The sequence below is a fragment of the Parasutterella secunda genome, from assembly GCF_016901835.1.
Classification (GTDB): Bacteria; Pseudomonadota; Gammaproteobacteria; order Burkholderiales; family Burkholderiaceae_F; genus Aphodousia; species Aphodousia faecavium.
In genome coordinates this window covers 42,701-66,048 of the sequence record NZ_JACJKX010000001.1, presented here as the reverse complement: position 1 = coordinate 66,048, position 23,348 = coordinate 42,701, and the positions used below count along the sequence as shown (strand labels likewise).

24 protein-coding genes are annotated in these 23,348 nt (G+C 44.1%); 20 read left to right on the top strand and 4 right to left on the bottom strand.

The annotated features are described in order from the left end of the window. Window positions 1-30 precede the first annotated feature (30 nt). The 3 genes from gyrB to dnaA form a co-directional block, all read right to left on the bottom strand. Window positions 31-2,520, bottom strand: a complete 2,490-nt coding sequence (gene gyrB / locus H5985_RS00335) for a DNA topoisomerase (ATP-hydrolyzing) subunit B (RefSeq protein ID WP_205049326.1) — start codon at window positions 2,518-2,520, stop codon at window positions 31-33. 130 nt (window positions 2,521-2,650) lie between these two features. Then, window positions 2,651-3,769 carry a DNA polymerase III subunit beta gene (gene dnaN, locus H5985_RS00330; RefSeq protein WP_205049325.1) on the bottom strand — a complete coding sequence of 373 codons (1,119 nt, stop codon included), beginning with the start codon at window positions 3,767-3,769 and terminating at the stop codon, window positions 2,651-2,653. A 112-nt stretch (window positions 3,770-3,881) separates the two neighbouring features. Continuing rightward, the gene (gene dnaA / locus H5985_RS00325) at window positions 3,882-5,225 is read right to left on the bottom strand and encodes a chromosomal replication initiator protein DnaA (RefSeq protein ID WP_205049324.1); all 1,344 of its coding nucleotides are present in this window, start codon (window positions 5,223-5,225) and stop codon (window positions 3,882-3,884) included. Window positions 5,226-5,876: 651 nt separating this feature from the next. Here dnaA and rpmH point away from each other — a divergent pair. From rpmH to yidC, 4 genes are read left to right on the top strand one after another with little or no spacing between them, the layout of a single operon-like run. Beyond that, a complete protein-coding gene (gene rpmH / locus H5985_RS00320; RefSeq protein WP_205049323.1) occupies window positions 5,877-6,017 on the top strand; it encodes a 50S ribosomal protein L34 in 141 nt (46 codons plus the stop codon). A gap of 29 nt (window positions 6,018-6,046) precedes the next feature. Then, window positions 6,047-6,532, top strand: coding sequence for a ribonuclease P protein component (locus H5985_RS00315; protein ID WP_205049322.1), 486 nt, complete (start codon window positions 6,047-6,049; stop codon window positions 6,530-6,532). Window positions 6,533-6,560: 28 nt separating this feature from the next. Further along, the gene (gene yidD / locus H5985_RS00310; protein WP_239481477.1) at window positions 6,561-6,749 is read left to right on the top strand and encodes a membrane protein insertion efficiency factor YidD; all 189 of its coding nucleotides are present in this window, start codon (window positions 6,561-6,563) and stop codon (window positions 6,747-6,749) included. 36 nt (window positions 6,750-6,785) lie between these two features. Beyond that, the gene (gene yidC / locus H5985_RS00305; protein ID WP_205049320.1) at window positions 6,786-8,492 is read left to right on the top strand and encodes a membrane protein insertase YidC; all 1,707 of its coding nucleotides are present in this window, start codon (window positions 6,786-6,788) and stop codon (window positions 8,490-8,492) included. A gap of 50 nt (window positions 8,493-8,542) precedes the next feature. On the opposite strand, the gene H5985_RS00300 is transcribed toward yidC, so the two are convergent. After that, entirely contained in the window at window positions 8,543-8,842 is a 300-nt protein-coding gene (locus H5985_RS00300; RefSeq protein ID WP_205049319.1) for a hypothetical protein, read from the bottom strand. Between the two features lie 120 nt (window positions 8,843-8,962). Between H5985_RS00300 and mnmE the strand changes: the two genes are divergently transcribed. The 16 genes from mnmE to H5985_RS00220 all read left to right on the top strand — a co-directional run bounded on the left by mnmE (window position 8,963) and on the right by H5985_RS00220 (window position 23,243). Then, window positions 8,963-10,342 (top strand): tRNA uridine-5-carboxymethylaminomethyl(34) synthesis GTPase MnmE, encoded by a 1,380-nt coding sequence (gene mnmE / locus H5985_RS00295; RefSeq protein ID WP_420892567.1) that lies wholly within the window; start codon window positions 8,963-8,965, stop codon window positions 10,340-10,342. 59 nt (window positions 10,343-10,401) lie between these two features. After that, window positions 10,402-12,303 carry a tRNA uridine-5-carboxymethylaminomethyl(34) synthesis enzyme MnmG gene (mnmG, locus tag H5985_RS00290; RefSeq protein WP_205049317.1) on the top strand — a complete coding sequence of 634 codons (1,902 nt, stop codon included), beginning with the start codon at window positions 10,402-10,404 and terminating at the stop codon, window positions 12,301-12,303. A 1-nt stretch (window position 12,304) separates the two neighbouring features. Further along, the gene (gene rsmG / locus H5985_RS00285; protein WP_205049316.1) at window positions 12,305-12,946 is read left to right on the top strand and encodes a 16S rRNA (guanine(527)-N(7))-methyltransferase RsmG; all 642 of its coding nucleotides are present in this window, start codon (window positions 12,305-12,307) and stop codon (window positions 12,944-12,946) included. 286 nt (window positions 12,947-13,232) lie between these two features. Further along, window positions 13,233-13,889: a MarC family protein gene (locus H5985_RS00280; RefSeq protein ID WP_205049315.1), complete on the top strand. Its 657-nt coding sequence runs from the start codon at window positions 13,233-13,235 to the stop codon at window positions 13,887-13,889. A gap of 10 nt (window positions 13,890-13,899) precedes the next feature. Next, a complete protein-coding gene (locus H5985_RS00275) occupies window positions 13,900-14,691 on the top strand; it encodes a ParA family protein (protein WP_205049314.1) in 792 nt (263 codons plus the stop codon). Window position 14,692: 1 nt separating this feature from the next. After that, on the top strand, window positions 14,693-15,580 hold the full coding sequence (locus tag H5985_RS00270; protein WP_205049313.1) for a ParB/RepB/Spo0J family partition protein: 888 nt from the start codon (window positions 14,693-14,695) through the stop codon (window positions 15,578-15,580). Between the two features lie 134 nt (window positions 15,581-15,714). Continuing rightward, window positions 15,715-16,056, top strand: a complete 342-nt coding sequence (locus H5985_RS09625) for an ATP synthase subunit I (protein WP_205049312.1) — start codon at window positions 15,715-15,717, stop codon at window positions 16,054-16,056. 2 nt (window positions 16,057-16,058) lie between these two features. Then, a complete protein-coding gene (gene atpB, locus H5985_RS00260) occupies window positions 16,059-16,895 on the top strand; it encodes a F0F1 ATP synthase subunit A (protein WP_205049311.1) in 837 nt (278 codons plus the stop codon). Between the two features lie 70 nt (window positions 16,896-16,965). After that, on the top strand, window positions 16,966-17,208 hold the full coding sequence (gene atpE, locus H5985_RS00255) for a F0F1 ATP synthase subunit C (RefSeq protein WP_022473111.1): 243 nt from the start codon (window positions 16,966-16,968) through the stop codon (window positions 17,206-17,208). Between the two features lie 87 nt (window positions 17,209-17,295). Then, window positions 17,296-17,766 (top strand): F0F1 ATP synthase subunit B, encoded by a 471-nt coding sequence (locus tag H5985_RS00250; protein WP_022473112.1) that lies wholly within the window; start codon window positions 17,296-17,298, stop codon window positions 17,764-17,766. A 2-nt stretch (window positions 17,767-17,768) separates the two neighbouring features. Beyond that, entirely contained in the window at window positions 17,769-18,323 is a 555-nt protein-coding gene (locus H5985_RS00245) for a F0F1 ATP synthase subunit delta (RefSeq protein WP_205049310.1), read from the top strand. Window positions 18,324-18,341: 18 nt separating this feature from the next. After that, window positions 18,342-19,883 (top strand): F0F1 ATP synthase subunit alpha, encoded by a 1,542-nt coding sequence (gene atpA, locus H5985_RS00240; RefSeq protein WP_205049309.1) that lies wholly within the window; start codon window positions 18,342-18,344, stop codon window positions 19,881-19,883. Between the two features lie 31 nt (window positions 19,884-19,914). Continuing rightward, entirely contained in the window at window positions 19,915-20,799 is an 885-nt protein-coding gene (atpG, locus tag H5985_RS00235) for a F0F1 ATP synthase subunit gamma (protein ID WP_205049308.1), read from the top strand. Window positions 20,800-20,811: 12 nt separating this feature from the next. Further along, window positions 20,812-22,215, top strand: a complete 1,404-nt coding sequence (gene atpD / locus H5985_RS00230; RefSeq protein ID WP_205049307.1) for a F0F1 ATP synthase subunit beta — start codon at window positions 20,812-20,814, stop codon at window positions 22,213-22,215. Window positions 22,216-22,282: 67 nt separating this feature from the next. Continuing rightward, window positions 22,283-22,702 (top strand): F0F1 ATP synthase subunit epsilon, encoded by a 420-nt coding sequence (locus H5985_RS00225; RefSeq protein ID WP_205049306.1) that lies wholly within the window; start codon window positions 22,283-22,285, stop codon window positions 22,700-22,702. 145 nt (window positions 22,703-22,847) lie between these two features. Next, entirely contained in the window at window positions 22,848-23,243 is a 396-nt protein-coding gene (locus H5985_RS00220; protein WP_205049305.1) for a universal stress protein, read from the top strand. Window positions 23,244-23,348: the final 105 nt, after the last annotated feature.

Here is a 23,348-nt window from a genome sequence, read left to right as displayed (position 1 = left end):
GAGAGATTTCTCTCTCCCGTCAATCAGTTATCAGATGTCAATGTTATTGACAAAAAGGGCATTATCTTCAATGAACCGTCTTCTAGGTTCAACATTGTCTCCCATTAGCATGGAAAAGACATTATCGGAACTGGCAGCATCCTCTAATCGGACACGTAACAATCTGCGATTTTCGGGTTGCATGGTGGTTTCAGCCAGCTGCTCGGCGTTCATTTCCCCCAAACCTTTGTAGCGTTGACGTGTCAAACCGGAGCTGGCCTCATTCATAAGCCATTGAATCGCCTCTTCAAAATTCTTAACAGGTTGCGACTTACTCCCCTTCACGACCCGAGCCCCATCCCCGACAATACCTTGTAAGGTTTGAGCAGTCTGAACCAACAAAGCATAATCTGCTGTATTCAGGAAATGGGCGTCCAATCTGGAGTGACGGATATTACCGTAAACAGTTCTCTCAATCGCAAGATAGATACGATGATTTTCTTCGTCTTGCTTAGCGCTGATCTTTAGATTTTTATCACGAATTTGATTCATTAAAGCTTCAGCACTGGCTTGTGCCTGAGACAACGACTCGAGATTAATTTGTGCACCGGAGGTGATCGCTAACAAAACAGCCCGATCGATGACCAAACTCAATCGTTGCAGAACTTCGGAACTTTGAATATAGCTATCAGCCAGCTTTTCAAGTTCTGTTCCCCAGATCTTTTCACCCTTCTCAAAAGCTTCTTGGTTTCGATAAAGCTCAGCATCCTTTAGAGCAATCTCTAAGATGACTTTGTTGTATTCGTGATCGTCCTTAACGTAAATGTCTTTTTTATTGACCGTGATCTTATAGAGCGGCGGCTGAGCAATGTACACATAACCTCTTTCGATTAAAGGCGTCATTTGTCGGTAGAAGAAAGTTAACAGCAAGGTCGAAATGTGTGCACCGTCCACGTCCGCATCGGTCATGATGATAATTCTGTGATAGCGGAGTTTATCGATATCAAAGTCTTTTCCAATGCTGCAACCTAAAGCCAAAGCCAAAGTTCTGACTTGTTCACTGTCAAGAAGCTTTTCATGTGAGGCTTTTTCGACATTCAGAATTTTGCCTCTTAATGGCAAAATTGCTTGATTTTTACGATTTCTCCCAGTTTTAGCTGAACCACCGGCAGAGTCCCCTTCCACCAAAAAGAGTTCACTTAAAGCGGGGTTCTTTTCTTGACAGTCCGCAAGCTTTCCAGGTAACGATCCGGACATTAAGACAGATTTTCTGCTCATGTCGCGTGCTTTTCTAGCCGCTTCTCTGGCTCTCGAAGCCGCTACAATCTTTTCACAAATGGCATGTGCTTCGTTGGGATTTTCATCCAAATACGTTGCCAGTTCAGTATTAATAACGTCTTCAACAGCAGGGCGAACTTCGCTTGAGACAAGTTTATCTTTAGTTTGTGAGCTGAACTTAGGCTGAGGCACCTTTACCGAGAGAATGCAGGTTAAACCTTCACGCATGTCCTCGCCATCGATGTCATTTTTCAACTTTTTATCCAATCCTTCCTTGGATATATAGTTTTTAATGACGCGAGTCATCGCACTTCTCAGGCCGGTGACGTGTGTGCCACCATCCTTTTGTGGAATATTGTTGGTATAGGCCGTTAAGCGCTCATTGTAGGTATCATTCCACTGCATTGACACTTCAACGGTAACGGGAACTCCTTGAGATTCCACTGTCTTTAATGCATAGAACGGTGTCTTATGTAAAACGACTCGATTTTGGTTAATAAATTCAACAAAACCTCTGACACCGCCTTGAGCATGGAAACGTTCTTCTTTCCCCGTTCTTTGATCCAGAAGCAGAATATTGACACCAGAATTCAAAAACGAGAGCTCACGCAATCTTTCGGATAATCTCTCAAAGCTAAAGGTAATATCCGTGAAAATTTCCTTATCCGGGTAAAAGTGAACTAATGTCCCTTGCTTATCAGTCTCCCCTAAGTCAATCATAGGAGACACTTCCACAGGGCCATTAACCGTTTGGATCATGGCTGTTTGACGGTTAATGAGTTTGCCTCGTTCAAATTCTAGAAAATGTGCACGATGATCACGGTACACGGTCAGTTTTAACCATGTTGACAAGGCGTTGACACAGGAAACACCAACACCGTGCAAGCCTCCGGAAATTTTGTAGCTGTTTTCCGAGAATTTTCCACCGGCATGCAATTCCGTCAAAGCAATCTCAGCCGCACTGCGTTTAGGTTCGTGCTTATCATCCATTTTGACATCTGTCGGGATGCCGCGACCATTATCTTCAATGGATACAGAACCATCGGTATGTAGTGTGACGATAATCTCATTTGCGAAACCGGCCAGAGCTTCGTCAATTGAATTATCTACGACTTCATAGATAAGGTGGTGTAAACCGGAACCATCAGCTGTATCACCGATATACATGCCCGGACGTTTTCGAACAGCCTCCAAGCCCTCTAGCACCACGATAGCAGATGCGCCATAGTCATTCGAATTGATATTTTTTTCAGTTTCGCTCATAAGTTATTTCTCTAAAATCGCTAAAAAACGGAATAAAACTACAAAAGATCAGACTCTTAATTGTCAGCACACCCGCTCTAAAGGTATTCAGAGCGGGTGTGTGCACGTTGCGAAAACCAAAGTCCCACCATTAGGTGCGCATTGGCATCACAACATATTTAAAGGAATTATTTTCAGGCATAGTAATTAGCATCGCACCGGTATTGCTATGCAGTGCAAATTGAACTTCTTCGCTACGAAGATTGTTCAAAACATCTTGCAAATACATGAGGTTGAAACCAATCTCAATATCGATACCGTTGTAATCAATATCTAAAACGTCCTTAGCCTCTTCCTGATCGGAGTTTGTGCTTTGAATCGTTAAAGAATTGTTCTTAATTTCCCATTTAACACCACGCAATTTTGCGTTTGCAAGAATTGCCGTACGCTTCAGTGCAGCCAACAACACCTCACGCTTAACAACAAATATGTTGTTGTTATTTAAAGGAATGACTCGGTTGTAATCAGGGAACTTGCCTTCGACTAATTTTGAAGACAAAGTAATGTTGCTCCAGTTAATTCTGATTTCAGCAGCTGATACCGAGATAGTAATATTTTCCTCATTATCCGGAATGAGTCGAAGCATTTCCATCACGGTCCGACGGGGGACGATGCACTGGATATTTTCAGATAAGGGAGCTTCTAATTTACCTTCACAGTAAGCCAAACGATGTCCGTCGGTAGTCACAACACGAATGACATCCCCTTCAATGGAAAGAAGCATTCCATTAAGGAAATAGCGAATATCTTGTTGCGCCATCGAGAAGTGAACGAGCTGCAACAAGTGACGAATCTTATTGGCAGGAATCGTAAATGTTTGCGTAAATTGAGCTTCAGGACGATTAGGAAACTCATCGGCGGGTAACGTATTCAATCTGAAGGTACTTTTTCCCTGTTTCAACTCTACCGTAGGATCAGATTGATTGGGTTGCGAAAGCGTTACTTCCGAGCCGTGATTGAGAGCGCTGATTAAACTTTGCAACTTAGCGGCATCAACCGTTACGCTCACATCCGGGCCCTCTGCACCAATATCGGCAAAAGTCTTAATTTCGATGTCCAAATCAGTGGCGGTGAAATCAACACGCGAGCCGACCTTGGAAATCAAAATATTGGACAAAATAGGCAATGTTTGACGTTGCTTACCGACAATACCGCTGACAACCTGGACCGGAGTTGCGAAAGCTTCCCGCGGGCTCTTGATGATTAGCATTCCCTTATCCTTTATAAATTTGTCCGAAAATCGGACGCATTATCCATTGTTTAACCTCCCAATTTTAGTGAATTTTTCCTTGAATTGGGAAGTTCCTTCAAGTCATTTTGGCTTAGTTCTTAAGCATTTGTTCTAGAACGTGAATTTGATAATTCAGATCTTTATCTTTTGTTCTAGCGTCCGTAATTTTTTTCACCCCGTGTAAAACCGTCGTGTGATCCCTCTTACCGAAACGTTCACCGATTTCAGCTAAGCTGCTTTGAGTGAGTTCTTTACACAGGTACATGGCGATCTGACGCGGTATAGCAATTTTTTTCACCCGTGTTTTAGAGTACATCTCTGCCAAAGATACTTTGAAATATTCTGCCACGACACCTTGAATCCGTTCAACTGTCAATTGTGCAGTGGAGGCAACTAGCATCCCTTGCAGAGCTTCTCTCGCTTTTTCAAGGGTTAATTTTTCCTCATTGCTAAATCGTGTGTAAGCAATGACACAGTTCAAAGCACCTTCTAACTCACGGACATTACTCTTCAGATGTCTTGCGATGAAATAGGCCACATCGTCCGGTAAATCAAAATGTTGGGCAAGTGATTTTTTTTGCAAAATAGCGACACGAGTCTCAAGCTCTGGGGGTTCCACTTCCACAGACAGGCCGGATGTGAAACGCGAAATTAAACGTTCATCCATGTCCTTTAAGCTTCGGGCATAGGTGTCGCTGGTAAAAATAATTTGTTTGCCATGGGGAACCAATTTTTCAAAAATTTCGAATAATTTTTGTTGAATTTGACGCTTTCCCCCTAAATATTGAATGTCATCAATGAACAACGCATCAAGATTCTGGTACTTGTGATCAAACGGGGCGTAGTTATTTTCACGCACAGCAGTCGTGAAATCATTAATAAAGGTCTGCGTTCCCACGCATAAGATCCGAACGTCCGGATTATTCTTCAACATCTGATTGCCGACTGCGTGCATCAGATGGGTTTTTCCCAACCCGACACCACCATAGATAAACAGGGGATTGTAGTTTTTCCCGGGATTGTCTCCCACACTTTGAGCAGCCACGTAAGCGAGCTGGTTGGAAGAGCCAGCTACAAAATTCTCAAATGTCTGTTGGGCACGTAAGCCGCAAGCACTGGCTTGCTCCGTGATGGACGTTTCAGGGTTGATTTGCGGGACTAAGCCCAGTTGCCCCTGTAAGGGTTCAATTTGCCCCTCCGTTTGATGATAGGTCACGGTGACAACATGATTGGCGATAGAGGATGCTACGGTCGTAATCGTTGTGTCAAAGTGCGTCTCAATGGTTTCAATAGCCTGTAAGGTTCTATGACCCAAAATTAACGTATGATTTTTTTCATCCCAATTGATGCACACAAGAGTTTTGATCCAACGTTCAAAATCTTGAGGTTTCATAATGCTGGTTAACTTTGCTAGGCATTGTTCCCAGAAATCCATAAAAATTCTCCAAGCAACTTCAACTGAATTCTTTTTTCATAGAACTCAATGGACTCAGTCATAAGAAGTGTACTGGTCCTAAATAATCCGAAACAGAAAGGTCAGTGACGAGAGGTAGATTGTCTCTTTTCTACTACCGTATTCATCCCTTGACCTTAATCGCCGTTTGTTGGTTTGGATAATCAGCTTTTTCATTAAAAAACAGGTTGTTATATGTTTTTTAGAAATTAAATTTGAACTTTCTGAAATGAAAAAGCCTCCAAAAACAAACGGAAGCTTGAGCTCATTTTACTTATAAAAAGGATCATCGTTTTTTGAGTGCTGCTTAAAAAATAGGCATAAAAATGTGGATAACTCAAAATATTTTTTAGCATTCGTCTAAAAACACTAGATATGGGATAAAAAAAAAATTTCTCTAAACCTAGTATTTTTCCTAGTTACAAAATTTTGAAAACGTGATCTAGGCAAAAAGAGGGGATTATGATAAAAAAACTTGACAAAACATAGGCTTTTGATGTGTAATACCGTGTTTTTCACAGATCTAAAAGGTTCTTAATCCTGATCGGAGAGAATAGGGGTCTGTGTTGCGGGATCGAGTAACGATCTCTGTTAGATCTTCAAATATCTAAAACTTTTTAAGGATTTGTCGTCATGGCTACCAAACGTACTTATCAACCGTCTAAAGTCAAGCGTGCCCGTACGCATGGCTTCTTGGTTCGCAGTCGCACCAAGGGCGGTCGTCGTGTCCTGGCTGCTCGTCGCGCCAAGGGTCGTCACGTTCTCGCTCTCTAATAAAGAGAGAATCACGGCGGACGTTAGCCGTGAATGCAACGGTTAAGAAACCGAATGGGCTGCCTCGAAGTATCCGTTTGATAAAATCAGCGGAGTTCGGGGCGGTTTTGTCTGCAAATAAAGAGAAACTGATCCGAAGCTATTCGGATTTTTTTACAGTTTCTGCCCTGAAAACCGACCGGGTCGGTTGTGTGCGTTTTGGTTTTACGGTAGGTAAACAGAATGCACATTTGTCGGTTGAACGAGCGTTGATCAAACGTTTATTGCGGGAAAAAGCTCGTAATTCTCGGTTGATATTGCTCAATGCACTGAATGATCGCCAATTTGGTTTAGACATAAATTTGCGACTGAAGTGTAAATTGCCTGTATGTACCTCAGATACCCTGAGCAAAAAGGCAAGAAAAAAATTGATTCGAAGTGACATCGATAAACTCTTCGAGTACTTTATCAAGAAGGTATCTTCTCAAAGGTGCGGCTGTGAAAGGTCTTTCGTCAATTCTGATAACAGCAATTAAGTGTTATCAGTTGATATTGTCACCTTGGATGGGAAGGGAATGTAGGTTTTATCCTACATGTTCTCAGTACTCAGTGGAGGCAATCAAGCGCTTCGGAGCATTTAAGGGAAGTTGGTTGATGGTGGCGCGAATTATTCGCTGCAACCCTTGGGGAGGTCAGGGCTATGATCCGGTTCCGGATCAGTTCAAATGGTTTCCTTGGAAACACAACAACTGATTTTTCATAATTTCAACGATAGATAAGAGAGTCCATATGGGACGCGAATTACAACGTGCTTTTTTGTGGATGATTTTCTTGTTGGGTTTGTTCATGCTCTGGGATGCATGGCAAGTGCGCAATGGAAATCCATCCTTCTTTGGAACGCCGGCACCTGTGGAAGAGCAGGTTGCTGCAAATGATGCCGGAACGCAAACGCCAGCGGCTCCTGTTGCTGATAGCAAAGCAGTAGCTTCTGAAGTTAATGTGACGATTACTAAACCTGTAGTGGTGACTACTGATTTATTTAAAATCACATTTGATGCGAACGGGGCCTCTGTAGCTAGAGCTGAATTACTCAAAGAACGTCAAACACCTGATTGGAAAACCCGCGGTTTACCCGGATTGGTCTTAGGTTCCTCCGAAGAAGAACAAGAAGTCGGTAATGTCGTCTTATTTGATACTTCCGCCCAACACGTTTACAAAGCCGAGACGGGGCTGGTTGGAGGAAATTATCCTAATCATCGCACATCTTTCCGCTTAATCAGTGATAACTTGACCATGAAAGATGGTCAAGAAACATTGGAAGTGAGCTTTGCTGCCAATCAGGGCAATGTGGAGTTGGTTAAGACATACGTCTTCCATCGCGGACATTATGGTATTGATGTTAAACATACCATTCGCAATCAGGGCAATGTAGCTATTTCTCCGTCGGTGTACATGCAGTTGACGCGTGACGATGGCAAGGTTGCCAGTGATAGTGCTTTCTACAATACTTTCACCGGTCCTGCTGCCTATACCGAAGATGAGAAATTCCAAAAGATCAGTTTTGATTCAATTGCTGATGATGACACCGGTCTTCCTAGTCAGTCCAAAGAAGGTTGGATTGCTATGTTGCAACATTACTTCTTGACTGCTTGGGTTCCGCCTCAGGAAAATAATCGAGAACTTTATACTCGTCAGCTCGATAAACACCTCTTTGCCATCGGTTCTATCGTTGCGATGGGTGAAGTGGCTCCTGGTACCCAAAAGACCGTTGACAGTGTGCTCTACGTCGGTCCTCAAGATCAACGTCGCTTAGAGTATATTGCTCCTAATTTGGATCTGGTTGTTGACTATGGTTGGCTGACGTTCTTGGCCAAACCCATTTATTGGCTTTTGGCATTCCTTCAAGGATTGGTTGGTAATTGGGGTTGGGCTATCGTATTGCTGACTGTTTTAGTCAAGGCAATTCTTTATCCGATTTCGGCTGCGGGTTATAAATCTATGGCTCGTATGCGCGATGTCGCACCGAGAATGAAGGCCATCCAAGAAAAATACGGTGATGATAAGCAGGCACTGAACCAAGCGATGATGGAGTTGTATCGTCGTGAAAAGATCAATCCTGCCGGTGGTTGCTTGCCGATCCTGTTCCAAATTCCGGTATTCCTGGCCCTGTATTGGGTGTTGCTTGCAACTGTTGAATTGCGTGGTGCCAACTGGTTACTTTGGGTTAATGATTTGGCTAGCCCCGATCCGTATTTGATCCTGCCTCTGCTGATGGTCGCAACGATGATCATTCAGATGAAGATCAGTCCGAGACCTACCGATCCGACACAGGCTAAGGTTATGATGTTCATGCCTATTGTGTTCGGTGTCATGTTCTTCTTCTTTGCTTCGGGCTTGGTTTTGTATTGGTTGACCAACAACGTGTTGTCTATTTGGCAACAATGGTATGTCAATAAGCAAATTGAGGAAGAAAGAAGAAAGAGAACGATTTCTTAAGAGTCTGATCTTTGTTTGAAATAGAGGGGGGAGGTAACACTCCCCTTTATTCATTGCCGTTTCTGGCCGAAGATCAAAAGAAGGGGCCATAACCAAACAGATAAAAACCATAAGATCATGAAACGAAGAGACAATTTTTTCGTTTCAGAGCGATAGGTTTTAAAAAATATTGTAATAGCGCCTGATATAACCCAAAGTAAGATCAGTCCATAAACCATTACACGCACAAAGTACGTATCACCGATGAATGCAGCCAGGTAGGCAGAAATGGGGACAGACGTACCGATCGCGCAGCAGGCTCCTATTAGTGCGTTACCAAAAAAAGAGGGTTCATTATTTCCCAGAGACATATGTCGGACAGCTCCTTCGTTAAATTTGTGCTCAATGTAGCAAATATTTTGTTTTTTGGTTTTAAAACAAATCGTTGAGAGTGCGATAATTAGCCATATTTTTATGGGGAAACTATGGCCATTAATTCTGATAGAGATCCAATTGTGGCGATTGCTACAGCCTCCGGTAGGGGAGGGGTGGGGATCATTCGCTTATCGGGCGAAGATAGCTTTATAAAGACTTTTATAGAAAAATTTTTTGGCCCGACAGAATGTCTGAAGCCAAGATATGCTCACTATCGCCCTTTCAAAGACGAATGCGGCAGTTTGATAGATGAAGGATTGGCCCTTTATTTTCCTACCCCCAGATCCTATACCGGGGAGTCAGTGCTTGAATTACAAGCCCACGGCGGGCCGGTTGTATTGCAGATGCTTTTGCGCCGTGTTTTGGAAGTAGGGAGATCGAGTGGATTGAGATTAGCCGAGCCCGGCGAATTCACTAAAAGGGCCTTTTTGAACGGCAGGCTTGATTTGTCACAAGCCGAAGCTGTGGCGGATTTAATTGATGCTACGACAGAAGGGGCAGTCAGGGCTGCTTCACGTTCTCTGAACGGAGAATTCTCCGACAGCGTTCATGAAATAGGTGATCAAGTCATAGAGTTACGTGCATTAATAGAAGCGATTTTAGATTTTCCTGAGGAAGAAATTGACTTCATTCAGAGTACTCAGGCGCGAGAAAGAATGCACAAAATTGTGGACGATTTTGAACGACTGAAACATCAATCCCAGCAAGGATCTATTTTAAGGGAGGGGGTAACTGTTGTCTTAGTAGGAAGCCCTAATGTTGGAAAATCGTCCCTAATGAATCGGTTAAGTGGAACGGAAGTCGCTATTGTTACTGATGTAGCAGGAACCACTCGCGACAAAATTGAAAATGAAATCAGTATCGGTGGTGTGGCGTTGCGTTTGGTCGATACAGCCGGTGTCCGTGAAACTCAGGACAAGGTTGAGAGTATTGGTATTGAAAGAACTCTGCAGGCAGTCGAAAATGCCGATATTGTGCTGCATTTGATTGATTCTACGCATCAGAGTTCAGATGAAGAAGGCCAAAAAATCTTAGAAAAAGTGATGCAACGAGTTTCAGCCGGTGTTCCGGTTCTGCATGTTCTAAATAAATGTGACTTAGGGAGTACATCAATACCCAACCCTAACTGGATAACTATTTCAGCTAAAACGGGGATGGGTATAGAAGCTCTGGAAAAGAAACTGTTAGAACTAGTAGGGTGGGAGAATAAACCTGAGTCAACATTCCTAGCTAGACAAAGACATTTAGAGGCGTTGTCAAAGGCTTATGAACATTTAAAGTTGGCTGAAAACTTTGTCAATTATCCAGAGCCTCCTTTGGATCTGTTAGCTGAAGAATTAAGGCTCTGCAATGAAGAGTTGGGGCAAATTGTTGGAGAAACGACCCCTGATGATATTTTAGGAATGATTTTTAGTCGTTTTTGTATTGGTAAGTAATTGATTTTAAAGAATAAAATATAAAAATAGACTATTGTTTCACGTGGAACGAGGAAAAAATGGATTATCCGGTTCGTTATGATGTAATCGTAGTTGGTTGTGGTCATGCTGGGGCAGAGGCTTGTCTAGCTGCTGCAAGGATGGGATGTAAAACTTTATTGATTACGCATAATATAGAGACTATCGGCCAACTATCTTGTAATCCGTCAATTGGTGGAATTGGTAAAAGTCACTTAGTGAAAGAGTTGGATGCTATGGGTGGGGCTATGGCCCAAGTAACCGACGAGTCCGGAATTCAGTTTAGGGTGCTTAATGGATCTAAAGGACCAGCCGTTCGTGCAACTCGCGCTCAGATTGACAGAGAATTGTATCGAGTGGCAATGAGAAAGAGAATTGAGGAACAAGAAAATTTATGGGTATTCCAACAAGGGGTGGATGATTTAATTGTAGAAGGTGGAAGGGTTGCTGGTGTTATCACTCAAACCAATGTAAAAATCTATTCACAAACCGTGATTATTACAGCGGGGACCTTTTTACACGGGTTAATCCATGTAGGGTTAGAACATTATCCGGCTGGTCGAGTAGGGGATCCGGCTAGTATTAAGTTAGCGCAGAGATTGATTGATTTGGGACTCCCGAAGGGTAGATTAAAGACTGGCACTCCTGCAAGAATCGATGGTCGAACGATTGATTTTGAAAAATGTGAAAAACAATTAGGTGATTTTGATCCGATTCCGAGTTTTTCTTTGTTAGAACCGCAAATCCAACATCCAGAACAAGTTCCTTGTTGGATTACAAATACCAATACGCAAACTCACGATATTATTAGAGCTAATTTAGATCGCTCTCCGATGTTCTCTGGAATTATTGAAGGTATTGGTCCTCGATACTGTCCTTCAATTGAAGATAAAGTTGTCAGGTTTGCTGATAAAAATTCACATCATGTATTTTTAGAGCCTGAAGGGTTAAATACACACGTTTATTATCCTAACGGGATTTCTTCGAGTTTGCCGTTTGATGTTCAGATTGCATTTATGCATACCATTCCCGGACTTGAAAATGCTCATTTTATTAGACCGGCATATGCTATCGAGTACGATTATTATGATCCAAGAGAACTGAAAACAAGTTTGGAAACAAAGCAAATTGAGGGATTGTTTTTTGCTGGCCAAATAAATGGTACTACTGGGTATGAAGAAGCTGCGGCTCAAGGTCTATTAGCTGGTTTGAATGCGGCATTGAAAGTAAAAGGTAAGGAACCTTGGACTCCACGAAGAGACCAAGCTTATTTAGGTGTCATGGTTGATGATTTAATAACGAAGGGTGTAACTGAGCCTTATCGTATGTTTACTTCTCGAGCTGAATACAGGTTGAGTCTCAGAGAAGATAATGCTGATGATCGCCTGACTGAAATTGGTAGAAAGTTAGGTTTGGTTAATGATGAACGTTGGGATTTCTTTATTAGAAAACGTGATGCGATTGCTAAAGAATTGAATAGGCTTAAGACAACTTGGATTTATCCTGGGTTGATTTCTGATCAAGAAGCACAGAGAGTCTTGGGTAGTAACATTGAACGTGAGTATTCACTTTTTAATCTTTTGTCCAGACCTAATGTTTCACATGAAACATTGATGACATTAAAGAATAAAGATGAAAAATTGGTATCAGAGAACGTTAATTTAACTTCATCCGAGATTGAACAGCTTGAAATTACAGCCAAATACTCTGGCTATATAAATCGTCAGAAGGAAGAAGTTTCTAAACTCATTGAACATGAAACTACACGTATTCCTTCTGATTTTGATTATGACAAGGTTAAAGGTCTTTCGTTTGAAGTGCGTCAAAAGTTAAAAGCTCATAGACCTGAAACGTTAGGTCAAGCCGGAAGAATTAGTGGGGTTACACCTGCGGCAATTAGTCTTTTATTAATTTTTATAAAATCTCGAAAGTACAGTAAATAAAATGCAAGGTTTTTTAAATAAAGTTCGCTTATTAGAAGGTATCAAATGTTTGGATATTGTTTTAAGTAATGAACAAATTCAAATGATTGATGCTTATTCAGCATTGCTTTATAAATGGAATAAAACCTACAATTTAACCTCAATTACAAATAACGATGACGTTTTAACTCATCATATACTCGATTCTTTGGCAGCTGTCCCAATTTTTAAACGCTATGTTTTTGAAGGAGCAAAAGTCCTGGATGTTGGTTCGGGTGGTGGGCTTCCTGCTATACCTTTAGCTATAGCATGCCCTGATGTCTCAGTTTCTCTTGTTGAAACGGTTGGAAAGAAAACTGCATTTTTAACGCAGGTTGCTCTTTCCTTAAAGTTGAAAAATGTTAAAGTATTCAACTCACGTGTCGAAAATCTTAAGAATTTGAGTTTTGATGTTATTTCTTCCAGAGCCTTTTCTTCACTTGAAAATTTTATTAATTTATCATCGCATCTAATAAAACCAGAAGGCTGTTGGGTTGCTTTAAAAGGACAGGTGCCAGTTGATGAAATCAATTCTATTAGAGATTCATTCAGAACCGAGATTGTGCAGATTTCTGTACCATTTTTAAATGAAGATAGGAATATTGTTGTGATTTTCAATCAATAATTACACATATGCACCTTATCGCCTAAAATTAAAATGCATAAAAAATAAGCAAAAAATTGACAAAACGCATATATATCAATTAGATATCGTTATAAAAAAATCATTTATATTTATATTATATGCCTAAAAATTAAGCAAATAAATTATTTATTTAAAATATAACACATATAATATGTTTCACATGGAACAATATTTTGTAAAGTGTTTTTGGTTTTAAAGATTTTTTTATTTAGTTATGTAAAAATGCATTTTGCTTGTCTTGGTCTTATTTTCTTGCGAGGTTAATGTGCTTGATCAAGTAGTAAGTACATTTTTATTTGCTTTCGCGTCTTTTATACCGGTCTTGAATCCTTTTGGTGGGGCAATGTTTTTTCTGGCTTTAACGCCGAATATTGACCAAGAGACCAGAAAGATGATGGTTAATCGAATAGTCTTCTACTCGATGATTATTATGTTGGTCAGCTTGTTTGCTGGTCATCTGATTTTGAGTTTCTTTGGGATATCTATGGGAGTTCTCAGAGTTGGTGGTGGTTTGGTACTGATTTCTGCAGGATGGAAGGCTTTAAACGAAGCTACACATGACGATACCGAGAATTCGACTATTGAACCGCCAAAATCTAGGAAAAAATTATTATCGATGGCCTTCTATCCCATTACGCTGCCGTTGACAATGGGACCGGGAATGATTGCTGTTTCGACTGCTATCGGTACGGGTATGATTGGTCACGGAACGGCCAATCTTATTGGATGTCTTTTGGCAACAGTTGCTACTTTATTGACTGTTTATGTTTGTTATCGATACTGCGATCGTGTGAGTCAAGCAGTTGGCGCAACGGGTGCTGATGCCTTGTCTAGGGTTTTCGCATTTATTTTATTGTGTATCGGTATTTCAATTTTTTGGCAAGGTTTTTCAGAATTATGGCTTTCAATGCCTAAGATGTAAGGGTTAGAAAATGGCTTTAACATTTTGTGTGGCAAATCAAAAAGGCGGAGTGGGCAAAACAACGACCGCTGTGAATTTGTCGTCTGCGTTGTCCGGTTTAAAACAACGTGTCTTGCTGATTGACCTTGATCCTCAGGGCAATGCTACAACCGGTAGCGGTGTCAGCAAAGATTCGATAACCGAGACGGTTTACCCTTTGCTGTTCGGACAAGCGTCGTTTGAGAAAGTGGTTATTCATTCGGAAGATGCCGGTTACGATATTCTTCCTGCAAATCGAGAATTAGCCGGTGCTGAGGTTGAGTTAGTACAGCTTGAAGATAGAGACGAACGACTTAAAAATATTCTGAAAGAACAAAATGATAATTACGATTTTGTAATTATTGACTGTCCGCCCTCTCTTTCCATGTTGACCATCAACGCTTTGTGTTCTGCTCGTGGGGTTATTGTCCCGATGCAATGTGAGTACTTTGCAATGGAAGGTTTGACCGATTTAATCGGATCAGTTAAGCGAATTCAGGCTGCTAAGAATCCGGATCTGACGTTAATCGGTTTGCTCCGAGTGATGTTTGACCCGCGAGTCACGTTGCAACAACAAGTGAGTGAGCAATTAAAAGAGTACTTTGGAGATAAAGTCTTTAAGACGGTTATTCCTAGAAACGTACGCCTGGCAGAGGCACCGAGTTATGGCTTGCCCGGTGTCTTGTACGATAAGTCCAGTAAAGGTGCCAAAGCCTATCAGGAGTTCGGTGCAGAATTCTTGAAACGTATGAAAAAGTACAAGAAGCAAAGCAAGGAGAAATAGAATGGTAGTGAAGAGAAGAAGCGGTTTGGGCAAGGGATTGGATGCTTTGCTCGGGAAAAAAGATGATGTTGTTATTACTTTGGCAGATGCCAAAGGTGATGATAGTTCGGAATTGGAATTAGACAAGATTCAACCGGGTGAATATCAACCTCGTACTAGAATGGATAAGGAGTCCCTGGAAGAGTTGGCCCAGTCGATTCGCGAACAAGGGTTGATTTCTCCCATTTTGGTCCGTCCGATTGCTAAAAATAAATACGAAATCATTGCTGGTGAGCGCCGTTATCAGGCTTCGAAGCTCGCCGGTTTGAAAAAAGTACCTGTTCTTATTCGTAAAATCTCAAATGAAAAAGCTTTGGCTTGGGCTTTAATTGAGAATATTCAGCGCGAAGATTTAAATCCCTTGGAAGAAGCTGCCGGTATTCAGCGTTTACTGGATGAATTTCATATGACTCATGAATCGGCTTCTCAGGCTATCGGAAGAAGTCGAACGGCTACCACTAATCTGTTACGTTTGCTCAATTTGGCCAAACCTGTCCAAGAACGTTTAATGGCTAACGAAATTTCGATGGGGCATGCCCGTGCTTTATTGAGTTTGGAACCGGGCATGCAAGTGGCAGTAGCCAATGAAATTGTCAAAAAGGGGCTCTCAGTTAGACAAGTAGAAACACTTGTGGCCTCAATGTTGATGAAAAAGCAGAAAAAGGGTAAGGAAGCTAAGAAGAATAGAAAAGATTCCGATACCTTACGTCTGGAAGAAAACCTTTCGAACTTTTTTGGTACTACCGTAAAAATAGATACCAATCAGAAAGGAAAGGGAAAATTGATTATTGAATTTTCAGATTTAGATCAATTTGATGGCATTATTGCCCACTTTGAAAATTTTGAATAAATAGTCAATTAAATATGTCCGATAGGATTAAGGGTTTACACGACTAAAACATCGGTGTAAACCCTTGTTTCTATAGGTAACGTATCGTATAATTCGCGCAGAATAATGGTTTGTAGGGGCGACTACTGACTTTTATGAAGAAAATAGTACTTCTGCAAATCGTTGCCACTATTGGAGTTGCTGTATTTTCCGCTCTGTTCGGAGGGGAGGGTGCGGCCCTTTCGGCGTTTCTGGCGGGTTCTGCCTGTTGGATCCCGAATGCGTTATTTGCGTTGAATTTGAGTGTCTTAGTTAAGCTGAGTCCTACTTATTCACCGCTTTTCTTCTTTATTGGCGAGTTCGTTAAGATCATCGCAATTGCGCTGTTGATATGCTTGATTGTGATGTTGTATGAGGACTTGGTTTGGCCCGCAATGATCGCTTCGGTTATTGTGGTCTTAAATTGTTCCTTTTTGGGACTTCTAACCCGAGAATAAACATGGCAGCTGAAGCTCTCACCGCTACCGAGTATATTACTCACCACCTTCATCACTTGTCGACCGCTGGTGCTGCTGGGCAGTCATCTATCATTGACTTCTCAGTCATCAACATGGATACGATTGTTTTTTCCATACTGATGATGGCTTGTGCGCTTTACCTTATGTATAAGGGAGCAAAGAAGGCTACATCTGGCGTGCCTGGTAAATGGCAATGTGCCGTTGAAATGCTCGTCGAATTTGTGAATGAACAAGCAAAGTCCATCGTTCACGGAGATCGTACGTTTATTGCTCCGTTGGCGTTGACGGTTTTTGTTTGGGTGGTTTTAATGAATGCCATCGACTTGATCCCGGTTGATTTGTTGCCGACGATCGCTGCTTGGTTTGGTATTCATTATTTGCGTCCGCTTCCCACGGCCGACTTGAACGGTACAATGGGTATTTCTGTGGGCGTGCTGTTCCTCATGATTTATTACGGTATCAAAATCAAGGGTCTGGGTGGTTTTGGTCGCGAATTATTCGTGGCCCCGTTCGGTAACTATCCCTTGCTTTGGCCGTTTAACTTCGCGTTGAATATTATTGAATATTTGGCCAAGTGTGTCTCTTTGGGCATGCGGTTGTTCGGTAATATGTACGCAGGGGAATTGTTGTTCTTCCTGATTGCACTGTTGGGTAGTCTTTGGGTCGGTTTTGACGGCCTGAGCATCTTCGGTGTGTTCGGACACGCTGTGGCAGGGATCTGCTGGTGGCTCTTCCACGTGTTGATTGTTATCTTACAAGCCTTCATTATGATGATGTTGACCTTGGTCTACATCGGTCAAGCTCATGAAGGTCACTAACACTAGCGTTTTGATTTCTTTACTTTTTTATTAACTTTTACTCCATTTTTAAGGATTAAGGAGTTTTGCAATGACCAACGTCGCTTTTGTTGCCTTGGCTGCTGGCCTCATCATCGGTCTCGGTGCTATCGGTGCTTGTATCGGTATCGGTATCATGGGTTCCAAGTACCTCGAAGCCGCCGCCCGTCAACCTGAATTGATGAATGCCTTGCAAACCAAGATGTTCTTGTTAGCTGGTCTTATCGACGCCGCCTTCTTGATCGGTGTTGGTATCGCCATGATGTTCGCTTTTGCCAATCCGTTCGTCGGCTAATAAAAGCTTTTTAGTTTCTTTTATTAACGACGTCAGTGAGCACTCGCACTATGTGAGCTTGCGAACTGGCATAACGGGGTTCAAATAATGAACATCAACGCTTCTCTGTTTGTACAGATGGCCGTGTTCTTCTTCGGTGCATGGGTCACCATGAAGTACATTTGGCCGCCGCTTATTCGAGCAATCGAAGAACGGCAAAAGAAGATTGACGAAGGTTTGGCAGCTGCCGACAAAGGTGAAATGGCCTTAGCGGAAGCCCAAAAGGAAGGTCAAGCGATCAAGGCTGAAGCCCGTGCTCAAGCTTTGGCAATCATGAACGACGGCGAAAAGCGCGGTCAGGCTATTGTCGAAGAGGCAAAAGCCCAGGCTCAAGTTGAAGCCGATCGTATCATTGAAGCTGCTAAGGCTGAAGTGGCTCAAGAAGCCGAACGTTTGCGCGAACAATTGCGTGAAGAGGTCGCTCGATTGGCTGTCGCCGGTGCCGAGCAAATTCTTCGTCGCGAAGTTGACACTAAAGTTCACGCTCAAATGCTTGAACAATTGAAGGCTAAGCTTTAATTATGGCTGAACTTTCGACGATTGCCCGTCCCTATGCACACGCACTGCTTCTGGCTTTGCACGATGCTAAGAAGGGACCCGAAGAAGCTGCCGATTTGGCTGCTGTTCTGGATGGTATTGCCCAAGTGGTGACCACCGACGAATTGGTTTCTGTGATCGGGGATCCGAAACTGAGTTCGGAACAAATCTACGATCTCATCGTTGCCGGTCTCGGTCAAACAAAATTGCCCGAAGAAGCCGCCAACTTATTGAAGGTGGTCGTTGAGAATGGTCGCTTGGAAGCCGTGCCGGAAATCGCACGTCAATTCCGCGAACTTAAAAATCAATCCGAAGGCGTCGCTGACGCCTACATCGAAACCGCCATGCCGATGTCGCAGGCGGAAGTTGATGATCTGATCGCCGGCCTTGGGAAGCGTTTCCCTGGCCTGAAACTCACGCCGATCGTCACTGTCAATGAAGAATTGATCGGTGGTGTGCGTGTACGAGTGGGCGACAGAGTTTTGGACGGATCGATTCAGACGCGACTTGCTCAAATGCAAGAGGCACTCACCGCATAAATTTCGGAGCTGTAAGACATGCAACTCAATCCTAGTGAAATCAGCGATCTGCTGAAAAAGCGTATCGAAGGCCTTGGGGTCTCCGCTGATCTTCGCACCCAAGGTACCGTGGTCTCTGTGACTGACGGTATTTGCCGTGTTCACGGTCTTTCTGACGTGATGCAAGGCGAAATGTTGGAATTCCCCAACAGCACGTACGGTTTGGCTTTGAACCTTGAACGTGATTCTGTGGGTGCAGTTATTCTTGGTAGTTACGAGCACATTAGTGAAGGCGACACAGTGAAGACGACGGGTCGCATTCTTTCTGTGCCCGTTGGTCCGAAGTTGATTGGCCGTGTGGTCAACGCTTTGGGTCAACCGATCGATGGTAAGGGTCCGATCGACACGGATGAATACGACGTGGTCGAAAAAGTGGCTCCTGGCGTGATCGATCGTCAATCTGTTTCTCAACCGGTTCAAACCGGTTTGAAGTCCATCGACGCCATGGTGCCGATCGGCCGTGGTCAACGTGAATTGATCATTGGTGACCGTCAAACGGGTAAGACGGCTGTGGCCTTGGACACGATCATTAACCAAAAGGGTAAGGACCTGATCTGCGTTTATGTCGCTATTGGTCAGAAGGCCTCTACTATTGCTAACGTTGTTCGTAAGTTGGAAGAACATGGCGCCATGGATTACACGATCGTGGTGGCTGCTTCGGCTTCTGAATCTGCTGCGTTGCAATACATCGCTCCGTATGCCGGTGCGACGATGGGCGAATACTTCCGTGACCGCGGTCAAGACTCTTTGATCGTCTATGACGACTTGACCAAGCAAGCTTGGGCTTATCGTCAGATTTCCTTGCTGTTGCGCCGTCCGCCTGGACGTGAAGCTTACCCTGGTGACGTGTTCTACTTGCACAGCCGTTTGCTCGAACGTGCTGCACGTGTGAACGCGGATTATGTTGAACGTTTCACCAAGGGCGCTGTGAAGGGCAAGACCGGTTCTATGACCGCTTTGCCGATTATTGAAACGCAAGCCGGTGACGTGACCGCCTTCGTGCCGACGAACGTGATTTCTATTACTGACGGTCAGATCTTCTTGGAAACCGACCTTTTCAATGCCGGTATCCGTCCCGCTATTAACCCGGGTATTTCTGTGTCCCGTGTGGGTGGCGCTGCTCAAACGAAGATCATTAAGAAGTTGGGTGGTGGTGTCCGCTTGGCTTTGGCCCAGTACCGTGAATTGGCCGCTTTCGCACAGTTTGCTTCCGATTTGGACGAAGCAACTCGCAAACAGTTGGAACGCGGTAAGGTTGTGACTGAATTGATGAAGCAACCGCAATACCAACCGCTGCAAGTGTGGGAAGAAGCTTTGGTGTTGTTCTGTGTCGAACAAGGTATTTATGACGATGTCGACGCAAAGGACGCCTTGCGCTTTGAAAAGGCTTGCCGCGAATTCGTGGCCAATAACCACGCTGATCTGGTTCAACGCATCGAAGAAAAGAAGGAATTGGTCGCTGAAGACAAAGAACTTCTCTTGGCTGCGGTGAAAGAATTTAAGCAAAACGGCACCTACTAATTGGAAGTCGGTAAACACCTAAGGGGACCACATGCCTAGTACCAAGGAGATTCGCGCCAAGATCAAGAGCGTACAAAATACGCGCAAGATCACTAAGGCGATGGAAATGGTAGCGGCATCGAAAATGCGCAAAGCGCAGGACCGTATGCATGCGGCTCGTCCTTACGGAGAAAGTCTCCGTAATATCGTAGCTCATTTGGCTACGGCAACGACGAGTTACAAGCATCCTTTCTTGCGCCCGCATAACACGAGTGCTGCGAAAGTTGGTCTGATCATGGTGACGACGGACAAAGGTTTGGCCGGTGCTTTGAACACCAATATTCAACGTATGGTGCTCAATAAGATCAAGGAATTGAATGCTGAAGGCGTGACCGTAAGAGGTACCGCTATCGGTAATAAAGGTCTTGGTTTTATGCAGCATGCCGGAGTGGATTTACTCTCGCACGCTGTTCAGTTGGGTGATCGCCCGCAATTGGAGAAATTGATTGGTGCGATCAACGCTCAACTGGAAGAGTATAGCGCCGGGAAGTTGGACAAGGTTTATCTTGCCTATTCACGTTTTGTGAATGCTATGAAGCAAGAACCTGTCATTGAACAACTTTTGCCCTTGTCGAGTGATCGACTTGAGAAGATTGGCGAAAAACGTCGGGAATTTTCGTGGGATTATCTCTACGAACCCAGTGACGCCACGGTTCTCGATGTGCTGTTGAAGCGCTACATCGAAGCTTTAATTTACCAAGCCGTTGCAGAAAACATGGCTTCTGAGCAAAGCGCTCGTATGGTGGCTATGAAAGCCGCAAGCGATAACGCTAAGAAGCTTATCGGAGATCTGCAATTGGTTTATAACAAGACCCGTCAAGCGGCCATCACGAAGGAAATTACTGAAATCGTTGGTGGTGCTGCTGCCGTGTCTTAAAGAGGATATCCCATGAGTATCGGACAGATCGTTCAGGTCATTGGCGCTGTGGTGGACATTGAGTTCCCGCGCGATCAAATGCCCAAAGTATACGATGCCCTTATCTTAGAAAAGGATGAAAAGAACACTCTTGCCGAACAAGGGTTGACCTTTGAAGTGCAACAACAATTGGGTGACGGCGTTGTCCGTACCATTGCTATGGGCGCTTCTGAAGGTTTGCAACGCGGTATGAAGGTTCGTAGTACCGGCGCCGGTATTTCGGTGCCTGTTGGCCCGAAGACCTTGGGTCGTATTATGGATGTGTTGGGTCGCCCGATTGATAACTGCGGCCCGATCGGTGAAGATGAACGTCGTACGATTCACCAAGAAGCTCCGAAGTTCGACGAATTGAGCCCGTCTGTGGACTTGCTCGAAACCGGTATTAAAGTGATTGACTTGATTTGCCCGTTCGCTAAGGGCGGTAAGGTCGGTCTCTTCGGTGGTGCCGGTGTGGGTAAGACCGTGAACATGATGGAATTGATCAACAACATTGCTAAGGCATATGGTGGTTATTCCGTGTTCGCTGGTGTGGGTGAACGTACCCGTGAAGGTAACGACTTCTACCATGAAATGGAAGAATCCCATGTGCTCGACAAGGTGGCTATGGTATTCGGTCAGATGAACGAACCGCCGGGTAACCGCTTGCGTGTGGCTTTGACCGGTTTGACAATGGCTGAAGCTTTCCGTGACGAAGGTCGCGATATTCTGTTGTTCATTGACAATATTTATCGTTACACCTTGGCCGGTACGGAAGTGTCCGCTTTGCTCGGTCGTATGCCGTCTGCTGTGGGTTATCAACCGACGTTGGCTGAAGAAATGGGTAAGTTGCAAGAACGTATTGCTTCTACGAAGGTGGGTTCCATTACCTCCATCCAAGCTGTGTACGTGCCTGCTGACGACTTGACTGACCCGTCTCCGGCTACGACCTTCGGTCACTTGGACGCTACGGTTGTGTTGTCTCGTGATATCGCAGCCTTGGGTATTTACCCGGCTGTGGACCCGCTTGACTCCACCAGTCGCCAAGTCGATCCGTTGATCATCGGTGAAGAACATTACACGATTTGCCGTCGCGTTCAAGAAACTTTGCAACGCTACAAAGAATTGCGTGACATCATCGCCATTTTGGGTATGGATGAATTGGCTCCGGAAGATAAGCTTACGGTTATGCGTGCCCGTAAGATTCAACGCTTCCTGTCTCAACCGTTCCATGTGGCCGAAGTCTTTACGGGCGCTCCCGGCAAGTATGTTCCGCTCAAAGAAACGATCCGCGGTTTCCGCATGATTGTTGACGGCGAATGCGACGCTTTGCCTGAACAAGCCTTCTACATGGTTGGTACGATCGACGAAGCCTTCGAAAAGGCTAAGACGATGCACTAATCGGGTTCGGTCTCTCAGGTGAGGAACATCCTCGCCTGATGGCCGAAACACGACCACGGAGCAACTTATGTCTACGATTAAAGTTGACGTCGTTAGCGCCGAAGAGCAGATCTTCTCCGGTGACGCTGAGTTCGTTGCCCTTCCGGGTGAATCCGGCGAATTGGGGATCCTGCCGCAGCATGCCCCGTTGATTTCTTTGATTAAACCTGGCTTTGTGCGTATCACGTTGCCTGGTAGCAAAGAGATCAAGCAGGTGTTTGTTGCCGGTGGTGTGATTGAAGTGCAGCCGCAGCACGTCACGGTTTTGGCCGATACAGCTATCCGTTCTGAAGAAATGGATCGTGCCAAGACTGAAAAGGCCATGGCAGCCGCTCGCGAAGCGCGCAGCAAGGCCACGAGCGAAGCCGATTTGGCCAAGCTCGACGCGCAATTGGCTTTCTTGGCAGCTCAGTTGTCTGCTATCGAAAAGCTCAAACGCCATCACTAAGCGCACAAGCGATGAAAGGGACAGGTGTTGTCAAACATCTGTCCTTTTTTGTTTTGAGTCATAACGTTATGCGGGTAAGTGAGGTAGGATGGTTGTGAATGAACACCGAGGGTGTTTTTAATGAATCTTTTTTGAGCGAGGATGTATGAAGGTTTTAGTCTGTACGGATGGCTCTGAATTGAGCGAAAAGGCCATTGAGGCTGCGATTGGTGTCGCTCAACCCTTGAAAGCTGAGCTGATCGGAATGACGGCCGTTAAAGGAGAAGAACCTCAAGACGGTTTGGCCGGTGAAAGTGCTGGAGTTCAAAAACGCTTAAGCGTTATTTACGATGCAGCCAAAGCAGTTCAATTACCTTGCCGAGTGATGGCTGTTCATGGCGAAGCCCCCTGGCAATGCATCATTCAGTTGGCTAAAAAAGAAGACGTTGATTACGTTGTGATGGCTAGCCGAGGTATGGGTAGTATCGGCAGTTTATTTATCGGCAGTGAAACGCAAAAAACGTTGGCTCAAATTGATCGCCCCGTTCTTGTTGTCCGATAATTGAAAATTCTTCGAAACAACCGCCGGTAGAGTTTCTGATCGCCGGCGGTCTGTCTTTGTCTTGCTTCTCTCCAGGGTGATGTCGTGGGTTGTCGGTATAATTGC